The sequence below is a fragment of the Streptomyces sp. NPDC093510 genome (assembly GCF_040683555.1).
Classification (GTDB): Bacteria; Actinomycetota; Actinomycetes; order Streptomycetales; family Streptomycetaceae; genus Streptomyces.
Map to the genome: position 1 here is coordinate 216460 of NZ_JBFBEE010000003.1, position 24410 is coordinate 240869.

General features: G+C 72.7%; 22 protein-coding genes. 6 read left to right on the plus strand and 16 right to left on the minus strand.

Going from position 1 to position 24410, the window contains the following annotated elements; all coding sequences use genetic code 11:
* Positions 1-38 precede the first annotated feature (38 nt).
* Entirely contained in the window at positions 39-911 is an 873-nt protein-coding gene (locus AB0N81_RS05720) for a hypothetical protein (protein ID WP_365355977.1), read from the plus strand.
* A gap of 23 nt (positions 912-934) precedes the next feature.
* On the opposite strand, the gene AB0N81_RS05725 is transcribed toward AB0N81_RS05720, so the two are convergent.
* From AB0N81_RS05725 to AB0N81_RS05785, 13 genes are all read right to left on the minus strand, one after another.
* Positions 935-1771: an alpha/beta hydrolase gene (locus AB0N81_RS05725; RefSeq protein ID WP_365355978.1), complete on the minus strand. Its 837-nt coding sequence runs from the start codon at positions 1769-1771 to the stop codon at positions 935-937.
* 13 nt (positions 1772-1784) lie between these two features.
* The gene (locus AB0N81_RS05730) at positions 1785-3026 is read right to left on the minus strand and encodes a beta-ketoacyl-[acyl-carrier-protein] synthase family protein (protein ID WP_365355980.1); all 1242 of its coding nucleotides are present in this window, start codon (positions 3024-3026) and stop codon (positions 1785-1787) included.
* Positions 3023-3259 carry an acyl carrier protein gene (locus AB0N81_RS05735; RefSeq protein ID WP_365355982.1) on the minus strand — a complete coding sequence of 79 codons (237 nt, stop codon included), beginning with the start codon at positions 3257-3259 and terminating at the stop codon, positions 3023-3025. The genes AB0N81_RS05730 and AB0N81_RS05735 overlap by 4 nt, the downstream gene beginning before the upstream one ends.
* Before the next feature lie 116 nt (positions 3260-3375).
* Positions 3376-3969, minus strand: coding sequence for a hypothetical protein (locus AB0N81_RS05740; RefSeq protein ID WP_365355984.1), 594 nt, complete (start codon positions 3967-3969; stop codon positions 3376-3378).
* Positions 3959-4768, minus strand: coding sequence for an FkbM family methyltransferase (locus AB0N81_RS05745; protein ID WP_365355985.1), 810 nt, complete (start codon positions 4766-4768; stop codon positions 3959-3961). Before AB0N81_RS05745 ends, AB0N81_RS05740 begins: the two co-directional genes overlap by 11 nt.
* Positions 4769-4775: 7 nt before the next feature.
* Positions 4776-5003: a Trm112 family protein gene (locus AB0N81_RS05750; protein WP_365355986.1), complete on the minus strand. Its 228-nt coding sequence runs from the start codon at positions 5001-5003 to the stop codon at positions 4776-4778.
* Positions 5000-5908: a hypothetical protein gene (locus AB0N81_RS05755; protein ID WP_365355988.1), complete on the minus strand. Its 909-nt coding sequence runs from the start codon at positions 5906-5908 to the stop codon at positions 5000-5002. The genes AB0N81_RS05750 and AB0N81_RS05755 overlap by 4 nt, the downstream gene beginning before the upstream one ends.
* A gap of 14 nt (positions 5909-5922) precedes the next feature.
* Entirely contained in the window at positions 5923-6660 is a 738-nt protein-coding gene (locus tag AB0N81_RS05760; RefSeq protein ID WP_365355989.1) for a class I SAM-dependent methyltransferase, read from the minus strand.
* Positions 6657-8054 carry a condensation protein gene (locus AB0N81_RS05765; RefSeq protein WP_365355991.1) on the minus strand — a complete coding sequence of 466 codons (1398 nt, stop codon included), beginning with the start codon at positions 8052-8054 and terminating at the stop codon, positions 6657-6659. The genes AB0N81_RS05760 and AB0N81_RS05765 overlap by 4 nt, the downstream gene beginning before the upstream one ends.
* Positions 8051-12442: a DUF3367 domain-containing protein gene (locus AB0N81_RS05770; RefSeq protein WP_365356373.1), complete on the minus strand. Its 4392-nt coding sequence runs from the start codon at positions 12440-12442 to the stop codon at positions 8051-8053. The genes AB0N81_RS05765 and AB0N81_RS05770 overlap by 4 nt, the downstream gene beginning before the upstream one ends.
* Positions 12439-13158, minus strand: coding sequence for a class I SAM-dependent methyltransferase (locus tag AB0N81_RS05775; RefSeq protein ID WP_365355993.1), 720 nt, complete (start codon positions 13156-13158; stop codon positions 12439-12441). Before AB0N81_RS05775 ends, AB0N81_RS05770 begins: the two co-directional genes overlap by 4 nt.
* Positions 13155-14330, minus strand: a complete 1176-nt coding sequence (locus AB0N81_RS05780; protein ID WP_365355995.1) for a glycosyltransferase family 4 protein — start codon at positions 14328-14330, stop codon at positions 13155-13157. Before AB0N81_RS05780 ends, AB0N81_RS05775 begins: the two co-directional genes overlap by 4 nt.
* A 222-nt stretch (positions 14331-14552) precedes the next feature.
* Entirely contained in the window at positions 14553-15590 is a 1038-nt protein-coding gene (locus tag AB0N81_RS05785) for a DUF3068 domain-containing protein (protein ID WP_365355996.1), read from the minus strand.
* Positions 15591-15815: 225 nt separating this feature from the next.
* On the opposite strand from AB0N81_RS05785, the gene AB0N81_RS05790 reads away from it, so the two are divergent.
* The 3 genes from AB0N81_RS05790 to AB0N81_RS05800 all read left to right on the plus strand — a co-directional run bounded on the left by AB0N81_RS05790 (position 15816) and on the right by AB0N81_RS05800 (position 18189).
* Positions 15816-15968, plus strand: coding sequence for a hypothetical protein (locus AB0N81_RS05790; RefSeq protein WP_365355998.1), 153 nt, complete (start codon positions 15816-15818; stop codon positions 15966-15968).
* A gap of 147 nt (positions 15969-16115) precedes the next feature.
* Positions 16116-17339 carry a helix-turn-helix domain-containing protein gene (locus AB0N81_RS05795; RefSeq protein ID WP_365356374.1) on the plus strand — a complete coding sequence of 408 codons (1224 nt, stop codon included), beginning with the start codon at positions 16116-16118 and terminating at the stop codon, positions 17337-17339.
* 106 nt (positions 17340-17445) lie between these two features.
* Complete coding sequence (locus tag AB0N81_RS05800) at positions 17446-18189, plus strand: hypothetical protein (protein ID WP_365356000.1); 744 nt, start codon at positions 17446-17448, stop codon at positions 18187-18189.
* 113 nt (positions 18190-18302) lie between these two features.
* Here AB0N81_RS05800 and AB0N81_RS05805 read toward each other — a convergent pair whose 3' ends face one another.
* Positions 18303-18749, minus strand: a complete 447-nt coding sequence (locus AB0N81_RS05805; RefSeq protein WP_365356001.1) for a MarR family transcriptional regulator — start codon at positions 18747-18749, stop codon at positions 18303-18305.
* A 135-nt stretch (positions 18750-18884) separates the two neighbouring features.
* Here AB0N81_RS05805 and AB0N81_RS05810 point away from each other — a divergent pair, with 135 nt between their 5' ends.
* Together AB0N81_RS05810 and AB0N81_RS05815 are read left to right on the plus strand one after the other, a co-directional pair.
* Entirely contained in the window at positions 18885-19916 is a 1032-nt protein-coding gene (locus AB0N81_RS05810; RefSeq protein WP_365356002.1) for an NADP-dependent oxidoreductase, read from the plus strand.
* Positions 19917-20014: 98 nt separating this feature from the next.
* Positions 20015-20443 (plus strand): organic hydroperoxide resistance protein, encoded by a 429-nt coding sequence (locus AB0N81_RS05815; protein ID WP_355808728.1) that lies wholly within the window; start codon positions 20015-20017, stop codon positions 20441-20443.
* A gap of 112 nt (positions 20444-20555) precedes the next feature.
* On the opposite strand, the gene AB0N81_RS05820 is transcribed toward AB0N81_RS05815, so the two are convergent.
* Both AB0N81_RS05820 and AB0N81_RS05825 read right to left on the minus strand, forming a co-directional pair.
* Positions 20556-21716, minus strand: a complete 1161-nt coding sequence (locus tag AB0N81_RS05820) for a serine hydrolase domain-containing protein (protein WP_365356004.1) — start codon at positions 21714-21716, stop codon at positions 20556-20558.
* A 90-nt stretch (positions 21717-21806) separates the two neighbouring features.
* Positions 21807-24398 carry a M14 family zinc carboxypeptidase gene (locus AB0N81_RS05825; RefSeq protein ID WP_365356006.1) on the minus strand — a complete coding sequence of 864 codons (2592 nt, stop codon included), beginning with the start codon at positions 24396-24398 and terminating at the stop codon, positions 21807-21809.
* Between the last annotated feature and the right edge of the window lie 12 nt (positions 24399-24410).

A 24410-nucleotide genomic window follows, 5' to 3' on the forward strand; every position in this document is an offset into this window, starting at 1 on the left:
CCTGCGGGGCCTGTGATCCGTACGAGCAAGGAGTCCCCGTGGCAAGCCCCCGCATCGCGCTGGTGACCCGTCGGCCGCAGCCCGGCCACGACCACGACCTGTCGGACCTCGCGCGCGCCGTCGGCGAGACCGGCGCCGAGGCGCACGTCGTCGGCTGGGACGATCCGGACATCGACTGGTCCCGGTTCGACCTCGTGGTGATCAGGTCCACGTGGGACTACAGCTGGCGCGCCGCGGAGTACGTGGCGTGGGCCGAGCGGTGCGCCCGGCTCACGCGGCTCGCCAACCCCGCGGACGTCGTCCGGTGGAACACCGACAAGCGCTACCTGGGCGAGCTGGCCGAGGCCGGGGTGCCCGTCGTCCCGACGTACTACCGCGCGCCCGGCGAGGACGCGGGACTCCCCGACGGTGACGAGGAGTTCGTGATCAAGCCGACCTCCGGGGCCGGTGCGCGGTACGCCGCCCGCTACCGCGCGGACGAACGCGATGCGGCGCTGGCGCACCTGGCCCGCATGCACGAGGAGGGCTTCACCGCCATGGTGCAGCCCTACATGCGCCGAATAGACGTCACCGGGGAGCGCGCCCTCGTCTTCTTCGGCGGACAGTTCCTGCACGCCGTCCAGAAGGGCGCGGTCCTCGCGCCCGGCACGGCGTACGACGCCGCCAAGACACCGCACCCCGACCTGCGCCCCTGGCAGCCCACGGAGGCCGAACTCGACGTCGCGAGCCGGGCGTTGGCCGCGGCCCCCGGCGGCCCCGGCCTGCTGTACGCGCGTGTGGATCTCGTGGACGGAGACGACGGCGCCCCCCGCGTCATGGAGCTGGAACTCGTCGAGCCCAATCTCTTCCTCGCCGTGCACCCCGGCTCGCTGCCCCGCGTCGCCGAACTGATCTTCAAGGCGGCGGTGTAGCCCTCCCGCGTGGCCGCCACCGCCTACGTGGCCTCTTCCATGAGGAAGGAGGCCACCAGGGAGGTGACCGCTTCCGGGCGCTGCAACGGCAGCATGTGGTCGCAGTCGGGGAACGTCACGAACCGGCTGTCGGGGATCGTCTCGGCGAAGGCCTGCTGCCGCTCGGGGGTGTGGAGGTGGTCGTGCTCACCGCTGAAGACCAGGGTGGGCACCCCCTTCAGGCCGCCGGTCAGCGGACGCGTGCGGCTGGTCAGGGCGGTCGCGAGCAGGTCGACCTTGCGCGGTGCGCGGGCCGCGTTGCGCATGAAGCGCCGCAGGTAGCCGAGGGTCAGGTCGCGGCGGTGGACGTGGTGGCCCTCTTCGAGGCAGAGCAGGGCCCCGGACATCAGCGTGGCGAAGCCGTCCGCGTCGCCGGCCCGCGCCAGACCGGTGGCCTCCCGCAGCCGCGCCACGAGATCCTCGGTGATCCGGCCGGGCACGCCCCCGATGAGCAGCCGCGCGACACGCTCGGGGTTGCGCTGCGCGTACTGGTACGTGATGGCGGCACCCAGGGAGTAGCCGTAGAGATTGACGCGGTCGGCGCCGAGATCGTCGACGATGCCCTCGAGCCCGGTGCAGAGCGCGTCGACGTTGTCCCGTTCCGCGCCCTGGAAGGCGACGGGGTCGAGGCCGGGCAGGTCCACGGTGACCAGGCTCGCCCTGGGCAGAACGATTCCCTCCAGATAAGCCCAGTCGTACATGCCCTCCAGCACTCCGCCCATGACGATCACGGGCTCGACGTCGGGGGCCGGATGCCGCATCACCCGGTAGGTGTACGACACCCCTTGCACGGTCAGGGTGCGGATGTGCTCCTCGGTCATGCTTCTTCTCGTTTCATTGGCGGGCGAGGACGAGTACGGAGTTGTGCCCTCCGAAGCCGAGCGAGGTGGTCACCGCGCAGTCCAGGCGGGCGGGCCCGGTGGTCCGGGCCACCTCCACGGGGACGCGCGGGTCCTGCGTACGGAGATTGACCGTCGCCGGCACCAGCTGCTCCTCCAGGGCGAGGACGGTGAAGGCGGCCTCGATGCCCCCGGCGGCGCCCAGCGTGTGCCCCGTCATGGCCTTGGTGGAGGTCACCAGCGGGCCGTCCCCCAGGACCCGGTGCAGCACGGCGGCCTCCACCAGGTCGTTCATGACGGTGGACGTGCCGTGGGCGTTGACGTGCCCGATGTCGCCGGGGGCCACGGACGCGTCGGCCAGCGCGGAACGCAGCGCCAGCTCGATGCCGGCCTCGCTCGGGGCGACGGGGGAGGACGCCTCGCTGGAGGTGGCGGCCCCGTACCCGAGGACGGCGGCCCGGGACCTGGCGCCGCGGGCCCGCGCGTGTTCCGCACGCTCCAGGACCAGCACTCCGGCGCCTTCCCCCACGACGAAGCCGTCCCTGTCGACGTCGAACGGGCGGCAGGCGGCGGCGGGGTCCGAGGTCCGGGTGGACAGCGCCTTCGCGTTGCACGTACCGGCGAAGACCGCCCGGACGCACATGGACTCCGCACCGCCCGCGACGGCGATGTCGCAGGCCCCGGCGCGCAACAGGTGCAGCGCGGTGCCGATCGCGTCGGTGCCGGAGGAGCAGGCGGTGGCCACCGCCAGGCTGGGCCCGCGGGTGCCGAGGTCCCGGGCGACGCTGCCCGCCGCTCCGTTGACGACGCTCAGCGGCGCCAGCCTCGGCGACACCCTGCGGGCACCGCGCTCGGTGAGCGTGCCGTGCTGCTCGGCGTAGAAGTCGAGGCCGCCGTGGGCCGAGCCGATGACCACCGCGACACGTGCGCTGTCCCAGACGTCGGGGCCGAGCCCCGCGTCCGCCACCGCCTCCCGGGCCGCGATCACGGCCAGTTGCGCGAAGCGGTCCATGAGCCGGTGGCTGGCCACGCCGAGCTCGGCGTCGATGTCGAGGCCGTCGATCGTGTACATGAAGTCGCAGGGCAGGTCCCGCAGCGCGGCGGGCCGCCGCACCCCGCGGGGGGCGGTGGCGGTGGTGACCTGGTTCCAGGTGTCCTTCACGCCGATGCCCGCGGCGGTCACAAGACCGATGCCGGTCACCGCGGCCGCGGCGGGCTCCCGTGCCGCCCCGGTCATGCCGTCACTGCCTTCTGGCGCACGGCGGACAGCAGGGCGGCGACCGTGTCGCGGGAGGTCAGGGTCAGGTCGGCGAGGTCGACGGCGCACTCGTCCTCGATCTGCAGGATGAGTTCCTCGAGGGCGAGGGAGTCGATGGACAGTTGGTACAGGGGGGCGTCGGGGGACACGGTGTCGAGACGGACCCCGAAGTTCTTCTTCAAGAGAATCGTTACGCGCTCTGTGGCTTCCACTTCGGTACCGCTCCTTGCTCGCGATGGTCAAGTGGGGAACGCGCCACCGCGCGGCAAGTCACGGTTGCCTGCGGGTACCGAATGCACTTCGTCGCGGTACCGGGGGAAGTCGATCTCTAGGGGAGGGCCACTCGTTGGAGCAGACCCCAGGTGAACTCCGCGACGCAGCGCCGCCGTTCACCGCTCGCGTCCGGCGCCTCGAACGTGAGGCCCCACCGCGTCGGCGCCGTGCCCTCCATGGGCCGCGCCGGCGCGAAGGCGCGCGCCGCCTCGTCGACGGTGCACGACCAGGGGGTGAGATCGTCGAGCGTGCGCAGCTCGGGAGCCGGAGCCCCCGGCGCGCGCACCAGCCAGTCGTTCCACACCGCCCCGTTCGGGGCGAGCAGCACCTCGAAGCGCAGATCGGGCCAGAGCGGCACCGGCCAGCGCAGCGCCTCGCACTCCAGGTCCCCGATCCGGCGGCGGACGGCCGACTCCGGGGTGCCGAGGACCGAACGGTAGCGCGATGCGGCGCCCCGGGAGCGCGCGGAGCGGGTCATCGCCTGCCAGCGGCGGTTGGCCTCCCGCATGTCCGCGACGGAGACGCCCAGTTCGTGCCGGGCGTCCTCCACCAGGTCGGGGTTGTGGTCGGCCATCCTGCGCAGCAGGACCAGCTGGAAGTCCAGGGCGCCGAATGAGCTGAACGAGCTGAACGAAGAGCTAGCGGGCATGCACCCCATCGTCGCGCACCGCGAGCGCTCCCGGGCGGTGGCCGTCGGGGAGGAACAGGACCGAGTTGACATACCGGGGGCGTCTCGGGGTGAGCACCCGGCGCAGCAGGCCCTGCGACACGACGTACGACGTGCGGGACTGATGCGCCTCCAGGTCGAAGGAGGCCAGCGGCAGCCACTTGTCGTGCGGCAGTACCCAGCCCCGGTAGCCGTGGTGCCCGGTCAGGAGCTCCACGATCGGGTCGATCGGCTGGATGCGGGACTCCAGTTCGATGAAGAGCGCGGGGCGGTCCCGGGTGATCAGCTCGTGCGCGCCGCGCAGCACCGGCAGCTCGTTGCCGTCCACGTCGATCTTGACGAAGTGCACGTTCCGCAGGCCGAGCCCGTCCAGGGTCAGGCACGGCACGTCCACGGCGACGTCGTGGATGTCGCGCCGGACGAGGGAGGACACGCCCCGCTCGCCGTGGTCGCCGCGCGGCAGCCAGAGCCTGGCCGTGCCCGGGCGGTCCGACGCGGCGGCCTGGATCACCCGGACGTTGCCGGGCGTGCCCGTGGAGAGCAGCCGCGCCAGGTGCGGCACCGGCTCGACGGTCACCACGCTCCGCGCGCGCGAGGCGAGGCGGTGCGACCACGGCCCGTACCAGCCGCCGACGTCCACGGCGGTGCCGCAGCCCGGCGGGCAGAGGTCGGCGAGCCGGGCCAGTTCCGGCTCGAAGCGGGGATAGACGAGCCGGGCCACGGCGGCGATCAGCCGGTCGGGGACGAGGGGCGCCAGGCGGGCGGCGATGGTCATGGGCATCCTCTCGTCACGGTGACATCCGTTTGAGGAGCTGCTCGTGCGCGTCCTCCGGGACCTGCTCGCCGGAGGAGGGCAGCAGCTGCGGTATGCCGTCGACGACGGGATAGCGGCGGCGCAGCCGCGGGTTGTACAGCGACTCCTCCGGTACGAGGGGTTCCTCGGCGGACAGCAGGTGCAGCGGGCCCTTGTCCAGCGGGCACGCGAGGATCTTCAGCAGCGGGTCGTCGGGGTTCATCCGCTGGTCAACTCCTTGGGAGCGGTCGAGGGGCGGGGTGTGGTGCCGTCGTGCTTCGGCATGGCGAGGAGCACGGACACGGCGAGGACCGTGCCCGCGATCCGCAGGGTGAGGCGCACCGGTTCGTGCGGCAGCGCCTCGCCGAACGCGAGTGTCCCGAGCACCGCGGTGAACAGCGACGTGACCGTCGTGCACACGGGGACGATCAGCGATGCCCGGCAGCGCTGCAGGGCGGCCTGCGACATGATCAGGCCGAACGCGCCGGTGAAGAGCAGCAGGTAGGGGTAGGGCGAGCGCAGCAGACCGCCGAGCGCGCCACCGATGTCCTCCGTCGTCAGATAGCTGGAGACGCCCTTGATGGCCAGCGAGCTCACCCCGTACAGCAGGCCCACGGCGACGCCGTACTCGACGCCCGCCGTCGGCATGCGGTGCCGGTGCCTGGCGCGGCGCTCCGCGGAGCCGTACAGCCAGACGCCCGCCGCGAGCGACGGCAGGCACACCGTGAGGATCAGCGCCACGGGCGCGCCCCGGCCGACCGTGTCGCTCTCCTCGCTGAGCGAGAGGACCACCATGAGCAGCGCGAGCAGGATCGCGCCGACCGCGTACCGCTCGCGGCCCGTGGTCCGCTCGCCGAGCAGGACGGAGGAGAGCAGCAGGAGGAGGACCAGGCCGGACACGAAGATGCCCTGCGCCGCGGCGATCGGCAGCGTGCGGTACACGGCCAGCTGGGCGGCGAAGCCCGCCGCGAGGGCCAGCGAGCCGCCGATCCACAGCCAGCTGCCGAGCACCTGCCGCAGCAGCTGGGCGGGTTTGCGGACGCTGACCGACGGCATGGCCGTCAACGCCCGTTTCTCCAGGACGAATCCCGTGCTGTAGAGCAGGTTCGCGATCAGCGCCGCGGCCACGCCCCACCACATGGTCAGGCCTTTCGGGCGTGCAGCAGGAGGATCGAGGCCGCGCTGGGGACGGCACAGGCCAGCCGGTCGAGGGCGCGCAGGGGCCGTGGCACGCCGTGGAAGGGCGCGCCGGACAGGCGTACGACCCGGAAGCCGGAGGCGGCGACGAACTCGCGCAGGGCGCGGGCCGTGTACAGCCGCAGGTGTCCGACGACCTCCTTGCCCGGGCGGCCGTGGACGGCGCGCAGGCTCACCTCGGAGAAGACGGGCTGCACACCGGCGAGGAGCAGGCCGCGGTTGTACCAGGCCGCGAGGTTGGGGGTGGAGAGCATGAGGTGTCCGCCCGGCCGCAGCACCCTTCTCAGCTCGTCGAGGGCGCTGTCCGGGTCGACGAGGTGTTCGACGACCTCGCTGAACAGGACGGCGTCGGCGGCCCCGTCCGCGAACGGCAGCCCGCCGTCGGAGAGTTCCCCGCGTACGACGTAGGGGAGGCGGGCGTGCGCGCGCTTCAGGGCGTCCTGCGACCAGTCGACGCCGATGACGCGGTGGCCCGCGAGGAGCGGTGCCGCGGTGGCCGCCGCCGTGCCGTCGCCGCAGCCGATGTCGAGGACCGTGGCGGTGCGGGAGGTGGCGGGGCCGAGGGCGGCGGCGAGGATGCGGGCCTGGCGCAGGCTGCGGGCGTCGCCGGACGCGACGGGGACAGCAGGGTTCTCGTAGAAGTCCCGGAGCCGGCTGGGGCGTTTGGTGGTCGCGGTGGTCACTTGGGCCCCTCCTTCTTCTTCGCGGCGGGGTCGCCGGGCCCGGTGTGCTCCGTCGCGTGGAGGTAGTGCTCGAACAGGTCGCGCAGGTGTGCGCCGTCGCCGTGGCTGAGCAGCGTCCTCGACCAGCGCAGGGCGAGGTGCAGACGGCCCGCCGTCGACGCCGTCGTCACGGTGAGGCCGCGGGGCAGCCGGGCGGGCGCGGAGAACCACACGGCGTGCGCGCGGCCCGCGTCGCCGAAGTCCAGGGCGTACGGGACGCGGCCGATGTTGCTCAGGAGCGTGGTCGACGTCCAGGGCGCGGCGGCCCTGCGCAGCCCGCGGGTGGTGGCGGCCCTGAGGGTAACGGGGAGGACCGGCGCGGTCAGGAGCGCGGCGCCGCGGCCCAGCTGGGGGCGGGGCAGGGCCTTGAGGGCGCGGGTGCGCTCGGAGGTGCGGCGCAGCAGGTCGCGGGTGGCCTCCGGGGTCCACTCCCGCTTGGCCAACTCGTCCGCGCCGAAGGGGACTTCGACGAGGCGCGTGCCGTTGCCGATCGGCATGGTGGCGTCGCGGGGCCGGTCGTCGACGGGCATCGTGATGCGGAAGGGGCGGGGCCGGGCGCCGTGTTCGCGGTTCCAGTGGGCGATCATCAGCGCGGTGGCGACCATGAGCTGGTCGTTCACGGTGAAGGGCGAGCCCTTGGGGCGGCGCGGGACGGGCAGCTCCGCGACGAGCATGCCGTTGCCGGGAGACGGCTCGGGAGAGCCCTTCGCGACCCGGGCCGGCGGCGACCATCCCGAGGGCGCGTCGGCCGGCAGCTGTTCCTGTGCCGCCTGCGCTCCGGCGGGGGCGCGGGACGGCGGGGCCGCGGGGGAGTTGTCCCGGCCGCCGTAGAGCTCGGCGGCCGTCGCGAGGACGCGGAGGCAGGCCGGGCCGTCGAGGGCGGTGTGGTTGATGGTGAGGAAGAGGACGGACCCCCGGCTCTCGGCGCCGGGCGGGCCTTCGCCGGGTGACGGCGTCACCACTTCCAGGCGGATCGGGGGCGACGCGGTGAGCGGGGGCGCCTCGGCGAGGGCGCGTTCGCGGGCGCGTTTGAGGGCGTCGGATTCCGGGGCCGGGAACGTCACGACCTCCACGTCCGGTTCCGCGGTCAGTTCCCACTCGTAGCGGCGGCGGTACCAGGGGCCCCGCGCCTCCCGCATCAGGATGCGGGGGTGGCGGCGCAGGGCCTCGTGGAAGGCGGCCCGGAGGCGGTCCGGGTCCGGGGTGCCCGGCAGGTGCACCTCGATGTGCACGGTCTCCGGCTCCTCCTCCTGGAGGCAGTGCCGTGAGACCTCGTCGACGACGGGGAACGGCACGCGCGCGGGCGGCCGGCCGGGGCCGTCCGCGCGACGTGCCGGATGTTCCAGTGCGGTCATCGCTGGGTGCCTTCTCCTGTCGTGGACGTTCGCCTGCGGCGCGAGAGGCGCATCGCCCTGCGGCCGGGCGGCGCGGGATCCGGCTGGGCCGAGGCGGGGCCGCGGGCCGAGACGGTCGGGCCCGCGTCGTGCCGGGGCGCTTGCGGTGCGGTGTCCGGGCCGCCTCGCTCGCGGCGGGGCAGCGGGGGCGTCGCGGGGGCGGGTCCCGGCACAGGCGTGCCGGGCGGGACCGGGCCGTACTCCAACGTGTCCGTGGTGCGTGGACGTGTCTCCCGTACCGTCACGAGGGCCGCGAAGAGGCCGATGAAGGCGAGGAGTTGGGCGGTGTGGCCGAACGCGCCCTCGTCGGCCGAGACGGCCTCGCCCGCCCCCGTCGCCGCCGCGATGCCCGCGCCCGCCATGGCGAGGAACGCGATCGGCACCAGGAGTGCGTGGCGCCACCATGCGAGGAGGGCGAGCGCCGGGACGAGCAGGGCGAAGGGGCCCGCGATCACCGCGGCCACCAAGGTGAGCGCCACCGTGCCGAGGATGATGCCGGGCGCGGGCGGCGGGCCGGACGGGGCGTCCGTGTCGGTGTCGCGGCGCCGGGACAGGACCAGGACCAGGCCCGCCAGGGCGAGGACGCCCACACCGGCCAGGATCAGCCCGATCTCGTAGATCTGCGACGGCTCGTACGTCAGCTTCACCGTGCCGCCCTCGCCGTCCGGCACCAGCCAGCCCTGCTGCCAGCCGTCGAGCCGCACCGAGGTGAGCTCCTTGCCGTCGAGGGTCGCCTTCCAGCCGTCGTTCACGTTCTCGTACGTGGTGAGGTACGAGGCCGCTCCCGCGCCGACCGTCACCTCGCGGCGGTCACCGAGCCAGTCCTTGACCTCCACCTCGCGGGCGGTCGTGTCGAGGTCGCCCGGCGTGCCGACGGTCAGCGACGCGTCCATGACGGCCAGCGGTCCCGCGTCCCCGGTCTCCACGCTGTGCGCTCCCGCGCCGAGCCGGACCGCGGAGCTCTTCTCGCCCTCCTGGCAGAGCGTGATGTCGACCGGCCTGCGGTCGGTCAGGTCCTGGACCCTGCCCTTGGCGCTCGTCTCGTACAGCTCCCCGTCGATCGACATCGTCGGGCCCTGGCCGCACGGCAGCGAGAAGCGGTCCGTCGGGTCGGGCTGCTTGGTGCGGTACTCGTCGAGCGCGGGGACGTACACCTCGGTGAGGCCCACGGGCAGCTGGAGGTCCTCGTCCGCCACCGGGTTGTGGATCGTCAGCGGGGCGGTCTCCGTGATGGTGATGTCCATCTCGTCGGTGGTGATCGGGGCGAAGCGCGCGTTGCCGTTCTCGTCGACGCCCGCGGTCGCCGCGCCGTCCGGCGAGCTGATCTCGATCTTCACGGGGCGGGTGGACAGGCCGCCCGCCGCCGGCAGCACGATCTCGCCCACCGGCTGCTTGCCCGGCCACTTGAGGTGGATCACGGGGCGGTCGGCGGAGCCCGCGATCCAGCCCGTCGTCAGGTCGCCGTCGGTGAGGTTGCGCGGCGACAGGCCGCTGCCCAGCTTCGCCGTGGAGTCGGCCGTGGCGATGATCTGCTGTTCCTGTTCGGGCGCCACCTTGTAGAGCAGCTCGTCGAGTTCGGCGCCCGGCACGGCGACCGCGCTCGCCTTGAACTCGTACGCGCCCTCGCCCGTCGTCGTGAAGCGGCGGTGCAGGCCGGCCTCGGCGTTCACCGGCGACAGGGCGCCCGGGTCCGACGAGCGGTGCATGGAGTAGGTCGTCGCCTTGGCGTCGGTGGACTTCTCCGCGTCCGTGGGGAGCTGGAGGAGCTTGGTGACGCGCACGTCCGGGATGCTGATCTCAGAGAAGCCGGCGCCGGTCAGGCCGGGGCGGCCCTCCTGGGTGTCCAGGATCGTGATCTTGATCCAGTCGGTGGTGCCCGCGCGGGCCTTGATCCGCTGGGCCGTGCCGTTCGGCTGGAGGTCGCTGGTGACGCTGCCCCGCTCGGTCTCCACGCGCACCCGGGTGGGCGCCGACCGCACGCCGTCCTGCGGCAGCGGCGTGACGCGGAAGGAGGCAGGGACGGAGACCTTCGCGTTGAACTCGGCCTTGATCCACTCGCCGTCCGCGGAGCCCGCGTTGCCCTCGGCCCAGGCCGTGGCCGGGTTGCCGTCGAAGGCGTTGACGGGGTCGTACTGCGGCAGGTGGAAGAGCCAGTTGCCGTAGCTGGACGCGGAGACCGACTTGGCGCCGCGCAGCTCCGCCGTCGTCTGGTGCTCGATGCCCTTGGTCGGCAGGATCTGGTGCGGCTTCTTGTCCGGGTCCTGCACGGCGTCGACCGCGTTCCGCTCGCTGCGGGCGTACGTGTAGGAGGTGTTGGAGTTGACCAGGCCGAAGCGGGTGTCGGCGCGGCGCAGGCCGTCACCGACCGCCTGGAGGCCCGGGGCCCCGACGCCGGGGTGGTTGTCGCCGGTCAGGACGGCCGGGCGGTCCCGCATCGACGGGTCGGCGGAGAGCGGCAGCAGGGACTCGGGGCCGCCGCTGACGACCGCCGTGTTGGACACCGGCTTCAGGCCCGCCTGGCCGGGGCGTTCGGCGCCCTTGCCGGGAGCGTAGATCTCGACCGCACGCTGGCGCGGGTAGAGCCCTTCGACCTGGATCGGGGTGTCGTCCTCGATCTTCCCGCCGGTCGTCGTCGGGCCGAGGCCCGTGACGCGCTTGAAGCCCGACTCCTCCAGGGTGCGCTTGACGGTCGCGGACGGCACGTGGCCGACCTGGTCGGGGTCGAGGTCGTTGCGCACGACGACGTAGTAGAGACCGGCACGCGTCAAGTAGTTGCGCAGGCCCGGCACTTCGGCGCCGGTCATCAGCGCCTGCTCGACCGCGTCCATCGCGCGGCGGTTGCCGGCGGTGCCGAACGGCACGTAGTCGCGCTGCGCCCAGCGCGAGTCGGCGAGCACGTCCAGGGGCTGGTCGATGGGCGAGCCCCAGGTGTAGATGCCGTGCGCGGTCGCCGGGACGACGAGGGCACGCGAGTCGGGGGAGTACTTCTCCAGCCAGTCGGCCGTCGCCTGCCAGTACGTCGGCAGCTTCTGGAACGAACCCGGCTGCAGGATCGAGCCGTTGAGGTAAGGCCAGGCCAGACCGGGCAGCACGAGGACGGCGGCGATCAGTGGCGCGTACCGGCGGCCGCGCACCTGCCTTGCGCCGCGCGCCTGGGAGGCCACGCCCACCAGGTGCATCAGCCCGAAGACCAGCGCGAGCGCCAGGCCCGTCTGGAACTTGTAGATGTTGCGGAACGGCACCAGACCGCCGTTCAGCCAGGACTGGACGGTGTCGTGGAAGGGCGCCCCGAACGCGCCGCCGTACCCGGCGAGCGTCACCAGGACGACGGAAAGCACCGTCAGGACCAGCCAGCGCCGCTCCGGCAGATCGCGCCGCGCGAGCCCCGCGAGGCCGAGCGCGGCGGCGAGCGCCGAGCAGACGATCGTCACGACGGCCGTCGCCACCGTCCACCCCGCGGGCAGCCACGCCTCTCCGAAGTGCAGGTACGCGACCCAGTTGCCGGCGCCGCGCAGCGTCTCGGTCGCCGACATGGTGCCCGTCGTGGTGGCCGAGTTCTCCACGTACGGAAGGAAGTTCTCGCCGTAGATGCCGAGCATCAGCAGCGGTACGGCCCACCAGGCGGTGGCCAGGACGACACCGGGCACCCACCAGGTGATCAGCTTCCGCTTGCGCGGGCCGTTCGGCCGGGAGAGGAGATAGAGGCCCACCGGCAGCAGCGAGGCGAGGGTCGCCGCCGCGTTCACGCCGCCCATGAACGGGATGATCAGCGCCGAACGGGACGCGGCGAGGCGCGCGCTGATCCGCTCGTCGGCGAGCGGGAGCAGCACCCACGGCAGCACCGCGCCGGGCAGCGCGGCCGCCGAGGTCGACCCGACCACGACGGTGAACGTCGGCCACAGCGCGTACACGACGGCGCCGAGGAGGCGGCTGTGCCGGCTGCCGATGCCGAGGCGCTCGGCGAGGCGCATGGCGCCCCAGAACGCCGCCGTCACGATCAGCGAGAGCCACAGCCGCTCGGCCAGCCACACCGGCAGCTGCACCAGGTCGGCCAGGCCGTAGAACGGCAGCATCGGGAAGACGTAGCCGACGTACTGGTCCTGGATGCCGCCGAAGCCACCCCGGTCGTGCCAGAGCTGGCCGAGGTCGGAGAGGAACTGCCAGGGGTCGACGGCGACACCGAGCTTGGTGTCGAACGTCATCCGCCCCGGTTTCACCGCGAGGAAGAGCACGAACACCACGGCCCAGAACCCGAGGAGCCAGCGCCGCGAGCGCGGCCCCCGCGAGGGTTCGGGGGCATCGGTCGTGGGTCTCGCGGCCGCCGGGGGTGGGGCCTGGACCGTGGTCATGGACACCGCCTGAGGATGAGGAGGAGATTCCAGGTCGCGATCTCGCGCACACCCGGCACCTTGGTGATCGCCCCGGCCAGGAAGGGCCAGTAGCGTGAGCGGGCCGACACGATGTCCACGTCGTCGCGGCCGCGCACCTGGCGCAGGGTCGTGCCGACGTGGTGGGCGAAGAGGTTCTCGCCGAGTGTGTGCTTCGCGGCCTTACCGGTACGCCGTTCATAGCGGGCGCGGGCCCGGTCGGCGCCCAGATAGTGCCAGGGCGCCCACTCGTGCCCGCCCCACGGGGAGAGCCAGTTGGTGAACGAGACATAGATCAGGCCGCCCGGCCGGGTGACCCGGACCAGCTCGCTCAGGAACGTCTGCGGGTCGTCGACGTGCTCCAGGACGTTCGAGGAGAACGCGACGTCGGCGACGCCGTCCGCGAGCGGCAGCAGATAGCCGTCGGCCACCACCGCGCCCTCGGGCGGCTTGGCCCCCAGCTCCGCGGGGTCGGGCTCGAAGAGGAAGGACTGCGCGCCGCGCCGCCGGAACTCCTCCGTGAAGTAGCCGCCCCCGCCGCCGATGTCGACGACGACGCGGCCCTTCACCGGTACGTACGCCTCGACCTGGTCGGCGGCGTCACGGGCGAGGAGCGTGTAGCACCGCTCGGGCTCCCGCTGCTCGCGCAGGAAGGCCCGGAAGAGGGTGGCGGAACGGCGCAGCGAGGGGTCCTTCACGCAGACCCCTGGGGTATGTGCGCCGCGTGGTGGGCGGCGACCGACTCGGCCGCCACCGCCTGGAACTGCCGCACCGTGTTGCCCCAGCGGAACTGCGCGGCCCGCTCACCGGCGGCCTTGCCGAGCGCTCTGCGGCGCTCGGCGCTGAGCGCCAGGGTGCACCAGGCGGCGGCGAAGGAGCTCTCGCCCCGGGCGAGGAGCCCGGTCACGCCGTCCTCGACGGAATCGCGCACCCCCGGCACGTCGAAGCCGATCGAGGGCGTGAAGCGGGTCGCCGCCTCGGTGATGACGAGCCCCCAGCCCTCCACGGCCGACGGGTGGAGCAGCATCCACGCCTCGCAGAGCAGCCGGTGCTTCTCCGCCTCGGAGACGTGCCCTTTGAACTCGACGCCGGGGCCCGCGAGTTGTTCGAGGCGCGCTCGCTCGGGGCCGTCGCCCACGATCACGAGCCGGCCACCCGTGACGGGTCTGACCCGCTCCCAGAGCCGCAGCAGGAGATCGATGCGCTTGTACTCGACGAGCCGTCCCATCGCGAGGAACAGCGGCTCGTCGGAGCGGGGGTGCAGCGGCCCCGGCTCCTCGACGCCGTTGTGCACGATCCGGATGCGCTCGCGCTCGACGCCGATCGCCCGCAGCGCGGTGGATGTCGACGGCGACACGGCCACGAGGAGGTTGCCGCGCTGGGCGCCGGACAGCGCCCAGTGTTCGAGTCTGCGGCCGAGCCGGGCCGCGGGGGCGAGGGCGCCCTGGAAGCGCATCCCCCACAGGTCGGTGTGGACGTGGTTGACCAGGCACAGGGTGGGCCCGCGGTGCCACAGCGGCGCCAGGTACGGCATGCCGTTGCAGACCTCGACGAGCAGGTCGCAGTCGCCGACCTGCCGGGTGAACGCGGAACGTGCCCGTACGTAGTGGGCCAGGTCTCCACCGGCGGAGACCACGCGGTAGTCGCGGTAGGCGGCGGGGCCGCCGCACAACAGGGTCACCTGGTGGCCGAGCTTGCTGAGCCCGTCGGCCAGACGGTCGACGAGGAGTTCGGAGCCGCCCGCGGCCGGATTGCCGAGGTCGCGGTGGGCGAGGAAGACGATCCGGCGCGGTTGTGGGGGAGGCGCCGGAAGACGCTCCGCGCGGCGTGGGGCGGCCGAGCGCAGCGAGGACGGTACGTGCTGGGGCATGCGTGCTCCAACTCGTCTCAGGGTGCGGAACTGTGGGGGTCCGGTCGGGCGGAACGGTCCTGCTGGTTCTGCGGGGGTCGTGCCGGGGTGGGGCTGGTGCTGGGGCTGTGCTCGGGCGGTGCGGGGACTGTGCGCGGGTGGGGTGGATAGTTTTCGCCGCCCCGTACCGCGCGGCTACTCACCGAAGTGACAATTTTTGCGCTTTCAAGGGCTGACGTCTCATCACATCGTGGTGGGTTGCAGGGCGGTCGGTGACGCGTCCGGATTCGGACTCCCGGGCTCCGCCGAACCGCCGTGCCTTCCGGGACCGTTCGCCCCGTCGTCATGCCGCCGCCCACGCGCGACGAGCACGACACCCGCCACCGCGAGTACCCCGCCCAGCACGCCCGCACCGAGCGGAAGCGTCTCGCCGACCAGTTCCAGACGGCTGCTGTCGTCGTCGGCGAGCTTCACCTGCGCCTTCTGCGTGGCCGGCGTGAACGCGATCCGCTCGCTGTCCAGCAGCACCGTCGCGTCCTTGTCCGAACCCGGCGCGCGCAGCGTCTTGCGGGGACCGATCGCGGCGTAGATGATCCGGCCGGTGCGCTGGTCCGCGACGAGCTCGATGCCGTGGTTGGCGTAGTACTCGTCCGCGATGACCTGGCTCTTCCTCGGCTGGCCGACCATCCGCCCCGGCACCTGGCGCGTGCCCGTCCTGGTGGCCTTCACGGTGGCCGTGAAGCGGTAGCCCTCGTAGCCCTGGATCTTCTTCGTGCCCCGGTAGGTGAGCGGCACGGTCGCGCCCAAGGTGTTGTCCCACCAGCGGTAGGACCGCTTCTCGACGTCGAAGGGGAACTTCAGATAGGCCTCGCCCTCGAAGTGCGGCTCCTCGTCGCAGCAGTGCACGGGCTTGTTCGTCTTCCGGTCGGTGACCCAGCGTTCCTGGGTCCACTGGAGCGAGTCGTGCGGGCTCGCGGCGGGCAGCGACTTGTCCGGGTCGACGGACGTCACCACGTCCCAGACGGCGCGCCCGCTGTCCTCGCTGTCGGCGACGTCGCCGCGGACCTGCCGGGTGATCGTGAGGTTCTTGTCGTGAACAGTCTTGATCTTGCCGGTGTCGAAATAGCTTCCTTTGCCCTTGAAGACCGTGATGGTGTCGATGTCCACGGGCGTGCGTTTCGCGCGAGGCTCCACGTACCAGGCCAGCATCGGCGCGAGGACCAGAAGAAACACGCCGAGCCCGAGCAGGATCAGCGACAGAGGTGAGGCGGTGCGGCGCATGAGGTCACTCCTGGGCTGAGGCGGGAGAAGTGTTACTGAGCCGTATGGGCCGGGAACGTAGGCCCACCCTTGACGAAGTGTCAATGCATTGCAGAGACTGGGCACTTGCCGGACGGGGCCGGCGCGGGCTGTGCGACCAGGACTTCTCGGCCAGAGCCGTTCGACCTGGCCGGGGGCTGTGTGACCCGGGGTGGGGACGACCTCCGACAGAGAGGCACCCTCGCAATGCACCGACTGCTCGCCGCATCACTGACTGTCGCCGCCGCGGCGCTCCTCGCCGTGGGCGCGGCGCTCGGCATCGTCGCGCTCCTCGACGCCACACCGGACCAGCCCAATACGCCGCTCGTGCATTACGAGACCCCGGCGCGGGGGCAGTGAGCGACCGTGGCCGCGACCCACGCCCAGGCGTCCGGTGACCTGACGGCCGACGGCGCCTTCCCGGACGACAGCACCCCGGACGCCGTCCACGCTCCGGGCGATCGCGCTCCCTTCCGCTCCGCCTGGCGCGACGTACCGCCCCGACAGGTGCGTGAGTTCGCCGCGCTCGCCCTGGAGGAGGTGCCCGCGCTCGCCCAGGACATCCTGCGCGAGATCCGCGCCGAGTACCCCGGACTGCCCGTCGTCCTCGACGACTCGGGCGAGCCCATGGCACTGGTCGGCATCCGGCGCGCCCTGGAGGGCTTCGTCCAGCAGCTGGCGTCCCAGGAGGGCCGGCCGCGCTATCACCTGGAGGTCTTCCAGGAGTTCGGCCGCGGCGAGGGCCTGCACGGCCGCAGCCTCGACTCGCTCCAGGCCATCTACCGCCTGGGCGTACGGCTGGCCTGGCGCCGCCTCGCCGAGATCGGCCAGCAGATCGAGATCCCGCCGCCGGCCATGTACGAACTCGCCGAGTCGGGCTTCGAGTACCTGGACGGCCTGGTCGACCAGTCCGTACGCGGATACGCGGAGGCCGCGGCCCGCGAGGCGGGCGAACGCCTGCGACTGCAACGCAAGTTGATGGAACTGCTGCTGTCCGAGCGCCGCTCCGACGCGTCCTCGGGGCGGTCGCACGGGACCGGTCATGGCCACACGTCCGGCGGCGCCGGGGTCCTCGGCAACGGCCTCGGCGAGCGCGCCGCCCGCGTCGGCTGGCAGCTGCCCGAACGCGTCGCCGTGGGCGTCCTGCTGCGCCCCGCGCGGGAGGCCGTCGCGCCCGCCGTCGGGGAGGGCGTCCTGCTCGACATGGAGGCCGAACAGCCCCGCATGGTGGTGCCCGACCCCGAGGCGGCGGGCCGGCCCGAACTGCTGCGCCGCGCCATGACCGGCTGGTCCGGCGCCATCGGCCCGCCCGTCGCCCTCGCCGACGCCGCGAAGTCGCTGCGCTGGGCGGAGGCCGCGGTGCGTCTGATGGAGCGCGGACTGCTGCCTTCCGGTGAGGTCCTGCACTGCACGGAGCACACCGAGGCGCTGGTGCTGCTGCAGCCCGAGGAGCTCATCGAGGATCTGGCCCGCCGCTGCCTGGCCCCTCTGGAACACTGCGGTCCCGCCCATGGCCGCCGCCTCGCCGAGACCCTCCTGGCGTGGCTGGAGACCCGCGGCGGCGCCCCCGAGGTGGCCGCGCGCCTGGGGGTCCACCCCCAGACGGTCCGCTACCGCCTCCGGCAGATAAGGGAGCTCTGGGGCGACGAGGTGGACGACCCGGACCGCCGCTTCGAACTCGAACTCGTGCTGCGGGCCCGGCGGTTGAGAGGGCGGCTGGGCAGGGCGTGAGGTCCGCGCCCACAGGGGCCGACACGCCGGAGCTTTCGATTCCGCACACAACTTTCACAGCCCCGGCTTCCGCTGTTACGGGCGCGGCACCTAGCCTCCATGCCTCATGGACTACTGCCACCCGTGCCGCAGGCACCTCAACGGCGCCCTCGCCTGCCCGGGGTGCGGAACCCCGGCCGAAGCCTGCCGGGAGTACGCGCAGTCCGTCGCCGCGTCGCGGGAGGAGCCCGGCGGCCCCGACGTCGCGTACGAGGAGCCGTCCCCGCGCGCCCGCGGCCGGGAACGCGGTCGCAGGGCGGCGCACCGGCGCAGGCGCCGCAAGGTCCTGCTCGTCACCGCGGGCCTCGCGCTCGCGGCGGGCGGCCTGAGCCTCGCCGAGCTGGGCACGGAGGGGAGCTCCGGCGACCGGGCGGCCTCCGCGCCGGACGGCGGGGCGGGGGACCCGGCCCCGTCGGAGTCGACGGGCTCGGACGGGAGCGCTCCCGGCGGCACGACGGCCGAGGACGCGGCGGCCACGTCGTCCCGTCCGAGCGCGGACGCGTCGACGGATGCCGAGGGGCGGGGCGACAAGGGCGACAAGGACGGGAAAGACGGGAAAGACGGGAAGGGCAAGAAGGAGCGGGGCGAGGGCGACGGGTCCGGCGAGGGCGGGCGGGGCCGGGGGAGCGACGCGGGCGAGGTCGACGACGGCCCCGGCACGCCCACTTCCACCGTGCCCCCGCCGCAGGGCGGCACCCCGGACACACCCGACCCGACGTCCCCGCCTCCCGCGGACGACCCGAAGCCGACGCGTCCCCCCGAGCCCACGCCCACGGAGACGTGCGACCGCTTCCTGTGGTGGTGCAGGTAAGGGCCTGTGCCTGTGCCATGACTCAGGGCAGCTCATGACTCAGGGGCAGCTCATGACTCCGGGGCAGCGTATGACTCAGGGCAGCGCATGACTCCGGGCAGCCCCGGGAAGCGCTAGATCTCCTCGCCCAGCATCCTGCGCAGCAGCCCCCGCAGGGAGAGGCGCTCCTCGCGCGACAGCTCGGCCAGGGGTTCGCGGGCGAAGTTCAGGGAGTCGCGCAGCCTGCGGGCCACCTCGTCGCCCTTCGCCGTGGGCGCCGCCAGCTTCACGCGCCGGTCGGTCGCGTCCGGGCGGCGTTCGACGAGGCCGCGCGCCTCCAGCCGGTCGATGATCCCGGTGATGTTCGACGGCTCGCACTTCAGCTTCTGCGCGATGCGGCGCATGGGCATAGGTTCGAGGGAAAGCAGTCCCAGTACACGCGCCTGCGCCCCGGTCAGCGCGTGCTCGGCGGCCGCCTCCTCGTACTCCTCGTGGTAGCGCGCCACGACCGTGCCGATGAGCTCGACGACTTCGAGTGTCAGCGGGTCGGTGCGGGGGACGCGGGAGCTACTGGTGGCCATGCTCCTCAGGCTACCCGGTTACTTGACATCATGAAATATTCAGGAGCATGGTTGTTTTACAACCTGAAGCATTTCCGCCACCCAGTGGTCGCGCAGTAGACCCTGGGGTCCGCACGCAGTAGGAGGACGCCTTCCATGTCCGTCACCCCCGAGCAGCTCCCCTCCGTCAGCCGCGAATGGCACCTCGTGCGGCGGCCGTCCGGCTGGCCGGTTCCGGAGGACTTCGCGCTGCGCGAGGTTCCCGTCGAGGCCCCGGCCGAGGGTCGCGTCCTGGTCCGCAATCTCCACTTCTCCGTGGACCCGTACATGCGGGGCCGGATGAACGACGTGAAGTCCTACGTCCCGCCGTTCCAGCTCGACCGCCCCATGGAGGGCGGCGCGGTCGGCGAGGTCGTGGCGTCGAACGCCGAGGGCTTCGCCGTGGGCGACCACGTCCTGCACTTCGCCGGCTGGCGCGAGTACGCCTCCGTGCCCGCCCAGCACGCCACCAAGGTCGACCCGGAGGCCGCGCCGCTCTCCGCCTACCTCGGCGTCCTCGGCATGACGGGCCTGACCGCGTACTCCGGGCTCCTCGAAGTGGCCTCCTTCAAGGAGGGTGACGCCGTCTTCGTCTCCGGCGCGGCCGGTGCCGTCGGCGGCCAGGTCGGCCAGATCGCCAAGCTCAAGGGTGCCTCGCGCGTCATCGGCTCGGCCGGCTCCGACGACAAGGTCAAGCTCCTGACCGAGGAGTACGGCTTCGACGCCGCCTTCAACTACAAGGACGACAAGCCCGTCGCCGAGCAGCTCAAGGACGCCGCCCCCGACGGCATCGACGTCTACTTCGACAACGTCGGCGGCGAGCACCTGGAGGCCGCCATCAGCCGCCTGAACGTGCACGGCCGCGTCACCATCTGCGGCATGATCGCGGGCTACAACGAGAAGGAGCCGACCCCGGCCCCGCGCAACCTCGCCCTGGTCATCGGCAAGCGCCTGCGGCTCCAGGGCATGCTCGTGCAGGACCACAGCGACCTCCAGCCCGAGTTCGTCCGCGAGGTCGGCGGCTGGATCCGCTCCGGTGAGCTCAAGTACCGCGAGACGGTCGTCGAGGGCGTCGAGAACGGCGTGGAGGCCTTCCTCGGCATGCTCCGCGGCGAGAACACCGGAAAGATGATCGTCTCCCTCGCCTGAACGGACTCCTGGACGCACTTCCGGTATCCGATAACCTAATTCCACAAACCGTGGTTGTGGGCGCGCACCACGTCACATCTCAGGAGGAAGAAGCAGTTATGTCCATCCAGAAGATCGACGTCAAGTACACCGCCGTAGCCACCGCGGAGAACGGCCGCGACGGCCGTGTGGCCAGCGACGACGGCAAGCTCGACGTCGTCGTGAACCCGCCGAAGGAGATGGGCGGCAGCGGCGCGGGTACCAACCCCGAGCAGCTCTTCGCCGCGGGCTACAGCGCGTGCTTCCAGGGCGCCCTCGGCGTGGTCGCCCGCAAGGAGAACGCCGACATCTCCGGCTCGACCGTGACCGCCAAGGTCGGCATCGGCCAGAACGAGGCCGGCGGCTTCGGCCTGGAGGTCGCGATCACCGCCTCCATCCCGAACGTGGACGCGGCCACCGCGCAGTCCCTGATCGAGAAGGCCCACCAGGTGTGCCCCTACTCGAACGCCACGCGCGGCAACATCAAGGTCGAGCTCGCTGTCGCCTGACCTCTCCGCTCGTACGTACGCGAGGGCCGCACCCCCGTCCAGGGGTGCGGCCCTCCGCCGTACGCGAAGGTCACGCGTGCGTACGCGAAGGTCACGCGTGCGTACGCGAGGGTCACGCGTGCCGCAGCGCTGCCTCGTGCGCGACCCGCGCCAGCCGCTCGTTCTCCGGGGCCGGGCCGCCGGGGAACGCGTACCGCCGCCGCGTGTACCCGTACGCCAGGCCGCTGCGCGGATCGGCGAACGCCTGCGAGCCGCCCGCGCCGCTGTGCCCGATGGAACCGGCGCCGAGGAACGGGTACACGACCTCCGACGTGGCCTGGAAGCCGACCGCGAAGGCTTTCTGGGCCCGCGACACCAGGTCGTGCCCGATCGACTGGACCTGCCCGAACTCGGCGACGGTGTTCGCCTTCAGGAGCGGCTCGCTCCCCTCGACGCCGGTGACCGCCGCCGCGTACATCCCGGCCAGACCGCGCGCGGACGCCACACCGCCGACCGACGCGGGACCCTTGGCGCGCACCAGGCGCGAGTTGGGCAGCGTCTCGATGTCGGTGGGCTCCGGCGCGTTGCGGTTGAAGGCGATGGAGGCCAGGTTCTGCGGGCCGGTCGGCAGCGAGGCGAGGAGCGCCTGCTGCTCGGGCGTGGGGTCCATCGGCAGGACGGAGTGGAACCGCGCCTCGTGCTCCTCCGGCAGCCCCAGGAAGAAGTCGAGGCCGTACGGCGCCCGCACCCGCTCCTCGTACAGCTCCTGCAACGTGCGGCCGGTGGCGCGGAACACCACCTCGCCGGCGAGCGCGCCGATGGCCAGGGCGTGGTAGCCGAAGGCCGCGCCGGGCCGCCAGTACGGGCGCTGCGCGGCCAGGCGCTCGGCGATCGCCCGGTCGTCGGCGAGCTCCTCGGGGGAGAATCCCGCGTCGGCGCCCACGATGCCCGCCCGGTGCGCGAGCAGTTCGCGCAGGGTCACGGCACCCTTGCCGTGGGCGGCGAACTCCGGCCAGTAGTGGGCGACTTCACGGTCCAGGTCGAGCGTGCCGTCCTGGACGAGGAGGGCGACGACGAGATGCGCGGCGCCCTTGGTCGACGAGTACACCCCGTACAGCGTGTCGCCGTCGGTGTCGGGGCCCACCCACAGGTCGACGACCTTGCGGCCCTTGACGTACGCGGCCAACTGCCCGGCGTGGAGCGGGTCCTCGGCGGCGAGCACGGCGGTGAACTCGTCGCGCACCGCCTCGTAACCTTCGGCGACAGTGCCCTGCACTCTCATCTCACGCGTCATACGGAACGTCCTCCAGGGCGCGGCACAATGATCGGTACCTGATCAACCACCGCGCCCTGCCCCGTATTTCCTCGCTCCGCCCCGTATTTCTTAACCGCGTCCGACGCTCAGCAGCGCCCGCCCGACCTGCGGGAAGACTCCCTTCGGGTGGTCGCGGAAGAGCGGCTCGGTGCCGAACAGCACCACCTCCGCCGCCCCGGCCGTCCCGCTGACGACGCAGGCGCGGCCCGCGGCGTCCGAGGGCCCGCCGGTGCCGTCCTCCAGCGCCCGCCAGTGCCCCGAGACCAGAGGGTTCCCGGTGCCGTACTTCTGCTCCACGCGCACACCGGGCCCGAGGCCGGTGAACCACGACGGCGAGTAGACGAAGCTGTGGTCCGGCGCCCCGCCGGTGACCGTGCCGCCCGTGTTGGCCACCCGGACCACGCCGTTGGCGTCGCCGTTGCCCTCGACGGCCTCGACGGCGAGCAGCCCGGCGTCGGCGTTGAGGGCGGCGCCGGCCGCGCCCCGCCCGACCAGGCCGCCGCCCCCGGCGAGGAACCGGTCGAGCCGGGCCTTCGCCGCGTCGTTCAGCTTCCCGCGGTCGAGCCCGGCCGACACGAAGAGGACATCCGCCTTCTTCCAGCCGAAGCCGGAGTTGAGCACGGCGGTCGACACGGGCACCACGTCGAAGTTCATCTCCCGCAGCGCGAACAGCTCGCCCGGCGTGACGGCCGCCGCGACCCGCGTACGGTGCAGCGCGGCCTTGCCCTTCACCTTCGTGGCGTCGAAGGCCACGTCGTACTTCTTCGCGACGGCGGCCGCGGCACGGCGCGCGGACGACGGCACGACGGCGCTCCCGTCACGGTCACGACGCACCGAAACGCCATCAGCGAGAAGGGAGTTGAGGGCAGCGATCTCGCGCGGGTCGTCGAGGCGCAGCCGCAGGTTGCCGTGGGGCGCCACATACCCGACCCGCGAGGCGGCACGCACCGTGCGCGTGCGCACACCGTCGAGGTCACCGCTCTTGACGGAGTCGACGCTCGCGCCCCACAGCCGTCCGAGGCTCCACCCCGAGATGTCGTACATGGTCGACACCTTGTCGCTGATGTCCCGCCCGTCGGCCAGCATCACATTGGCGAGGCCACGCTTCGGCTGGTGCATGTCGACGACGTACGAGCCCTTCGGGTACGTCCGCCCGCCGAGCCGGAAGCCGTGGCTCGCACGCTCCACGCGCACGTCGTTGGCGACCAGGTGGTCGACGAGCCGCGCCGCCGCCGTCGCGGAGCGCTGCCCCCGCCCACCGTCGGCGTCGCCCGCCGGGATCACGTACGCGCGCGGGAACTCGGTCGTGTACACGTCCTCGGGCCCGATCCCCGGCACTCCCGGCACGGTCTCCTCCGACACAGGCACCTGCTCGGCGCCCGTCGCGCCCCGCCGGAAGACCTCGATCTGGTCGGCGATCACCGACGTCCGGTGGCGGTCGGTCCAGTCGAGGGTGGCGCGCATCGCCGCGCCCGCGATGTCCACGTTGACGGCCGCCCTGCGACGCAGCTCGGCGACCGGCTGCGTCTCGTACGCGTCGTTGTTCACCTGCATCGGGAACTCGATGGTGTGCGTCGCGACCGCGCCGTGGAACGGCATGTACTGCGGGGTGAAGATCGGCGGCCAGTCGTCCCAGCCCTCCTCCTGGTCCCGGAAGGGGATGACGGCGGGCTTCACGCCGTCCTTCTCCTCGGTGTAGCCGAGGCCGTTGACGGCGGCCTCCATGCCGAGGGCGTTGGAGTAGGAGTTCTTGAGGAAGAGGTCGTACTCGTAGTTCTCGCCGTGCGGGGGAGTGGTCGGCTCGATCAGCGTGCCGTTCACGTACCCGTGCAGGTCGATCATGACCGCCGGCTGTTTGGCGACGGCGATGTGCCGGACCGCGCGGGCCTCGGGCTGCGAGGCGGTGATGAAGTCGCGGTTGAGGTCGAAGCCGTTGGCGTTGGCGCGGGTGCCCGCGATGCGGCCGTCGGGGTTGGCGGTGATGTTGAAGTAGAGGCGGTTGTGCGCGAGCAGCGACCGGCTCTTCCCGTCCTTCGCCTTCGCCAGCTTCTCGACGAGCTTCAGGGCGGCGTCGGTGCCCTCCCACTCGTTGCCGTGGATGTTGTTGTTGATGAAGACCGGCGTCTTGTACGAGGACTTGATCGCCTTGTCCCGGGCGGCGGCCCCGGGCGAGTTCTCTATTCGCTCGCGCATCCGCTCCTGCCGTGCCGCCTCGCGCGCGGACTCGGGCGCGGTGACCGTCACGAGATAGAGCTGGTGCCCGCCCGCGGACCGGCCCGCGATCTCCACGCTCACGCGGTCGCCGAGACGCTGCAGGGCGTTCAGCTTCGGGGCGATGCCGTGGTACGGCGTGAGCCCCAGCTTCATCGACTTGTCGGCGGGGTTCTCCGGAGGTGCGGTGAGCTTCCGCTCGCGCGGGTATCCGTCGCGGCCTTTGTCACCGCCGAGGTGTGGGGCCGGGGTGTCCTCCAGGGCGCGTTCCGCGGCTCCCTCCGGCGCCTCGGCGGCCCGGTCGGCGCCGAGCGGCGAGCCCTCGCGGACGGCGGGGCGCGGCGTCGGGTCGGCGGTCGCGCTGCCCGGGGCGAGCGCGGTGAGGACGAGCGCGCCCGCGGTGGCCGCGGTGGTGAGCAGAACGGGTCTGGATGGCCGGGATATACCCATACGTACCTCCGG

Coding starts and splice junctions, on each gene's coding strand:
- AB0N81_RS05725 (WP_365355978.1), bottom strand. CDS start 1,771: ATGACCGAGGAGCACATCCGCACCCTGACCGTGCAAGGGGTGTCGTAC.
- AB0N81_RS05730 (WP_365355980.1), bottom strand. CDS start 3,026: ATGACCGGGGCGGCACGGGAGCCCGCCGCGGCCGCGGTGACCGGCATC.
- AB0N81_RS05740 (WP_365355984.1), bottom strand. CDS start 3,969: ATGCCCGCTAGCTCTTCGTTCAGCTCGTTCAGCTCATTCGGCGCCCTG.
- AB0N81_RS05745 (WP_365355985.1), bottom strand. CDS start 4,768: ATGCCCATGACCATCGCCGCCCGCCTGGCGCCCCTCGTCCCCGACCGG.
- AB0N81_RS05750 (WP_365355986.1), bottom strand. CDS start 5,003: ATGAACCCCGACGACCCGCTGCTGAAGATCCTCGCGTGCCCGCTGGAC.
- AB0N81_RS05765 (WP_365355991.1), bottom strand. CDS start 8,054: ATGACCGCACTGGAACATCCGGCACGTCGCGCGGACGGCCCCGGCCGG.
- AB0N81_RS05770 (WP_365356373.1), bottom strand. CDS start 12,442: ATGACCACGGTCCAGGCCCCACCCCCGGCGGCCGCGAGACCCACGACC.
- AB0N81_RS05780 (WP_365355995.1), bottom strand. CDS start 14,330: ATGCCCCAGCACGTACCGTCCTCGCTGCGCTCGGCCGCCCCACGCCGC.
- AB0N81_RS05785 (WP_365355996.1), bottom strand. CDS start 15,590: ATGCGCCGCACCGCCTCACCTCTGTCGCTGATCCTGCTCGGGCTCGGC.
- AB0N81_RS05790 (WP_365355998.1), top strand. CDS start 15,816: ATGCACCGACTGCTCGCCGCATCACTGACTGTCGCCGCCGCGGCGCTC.
- AB0N81_RS05800 (WP_365356000.1), top strand. CDS start 17,446: ATGGACTACTGCCACCCGTGCCGCAGGCACCTCAACGGCGCCCTCGCC.
- AB0N81_RS05805 (WP_365356001.1), bottom strand. CDS start 18,749: ATGGCCACCAGTAGCTCCCGCGTCCCCCGCACCGACCCGCTGACACTC.
- AB0N81_RS05810 (WP_365356002.1), top strand. CDS start 18,885: ATGTCCGTCACCCCCGAGCAGCTCCCCTCCGTCAGCCGCGAATGGCAC.
- AB0N81_RS05815 (WP_355808728.1), top strand. CDS start 20,015: ATGTCCATCCAGAAGATCGACGTCAAGTACACCGCCGTAGCCACCGCG.
- AB0N81_RS05820 (WP_365356004.1), bottom strand. CDS start 21,716: ATGACGCGTGAGATGAGAGTGCAGGGCACTGTCGCCGAAGGTTACGAG.
- AB0N81_RS05825 (WP_365356006.1), bottom strand. CDS start 24,398: ATGGGTATATCCCGGCCATCCAGACCCGTTCTGCTCACCACCGCGGCC.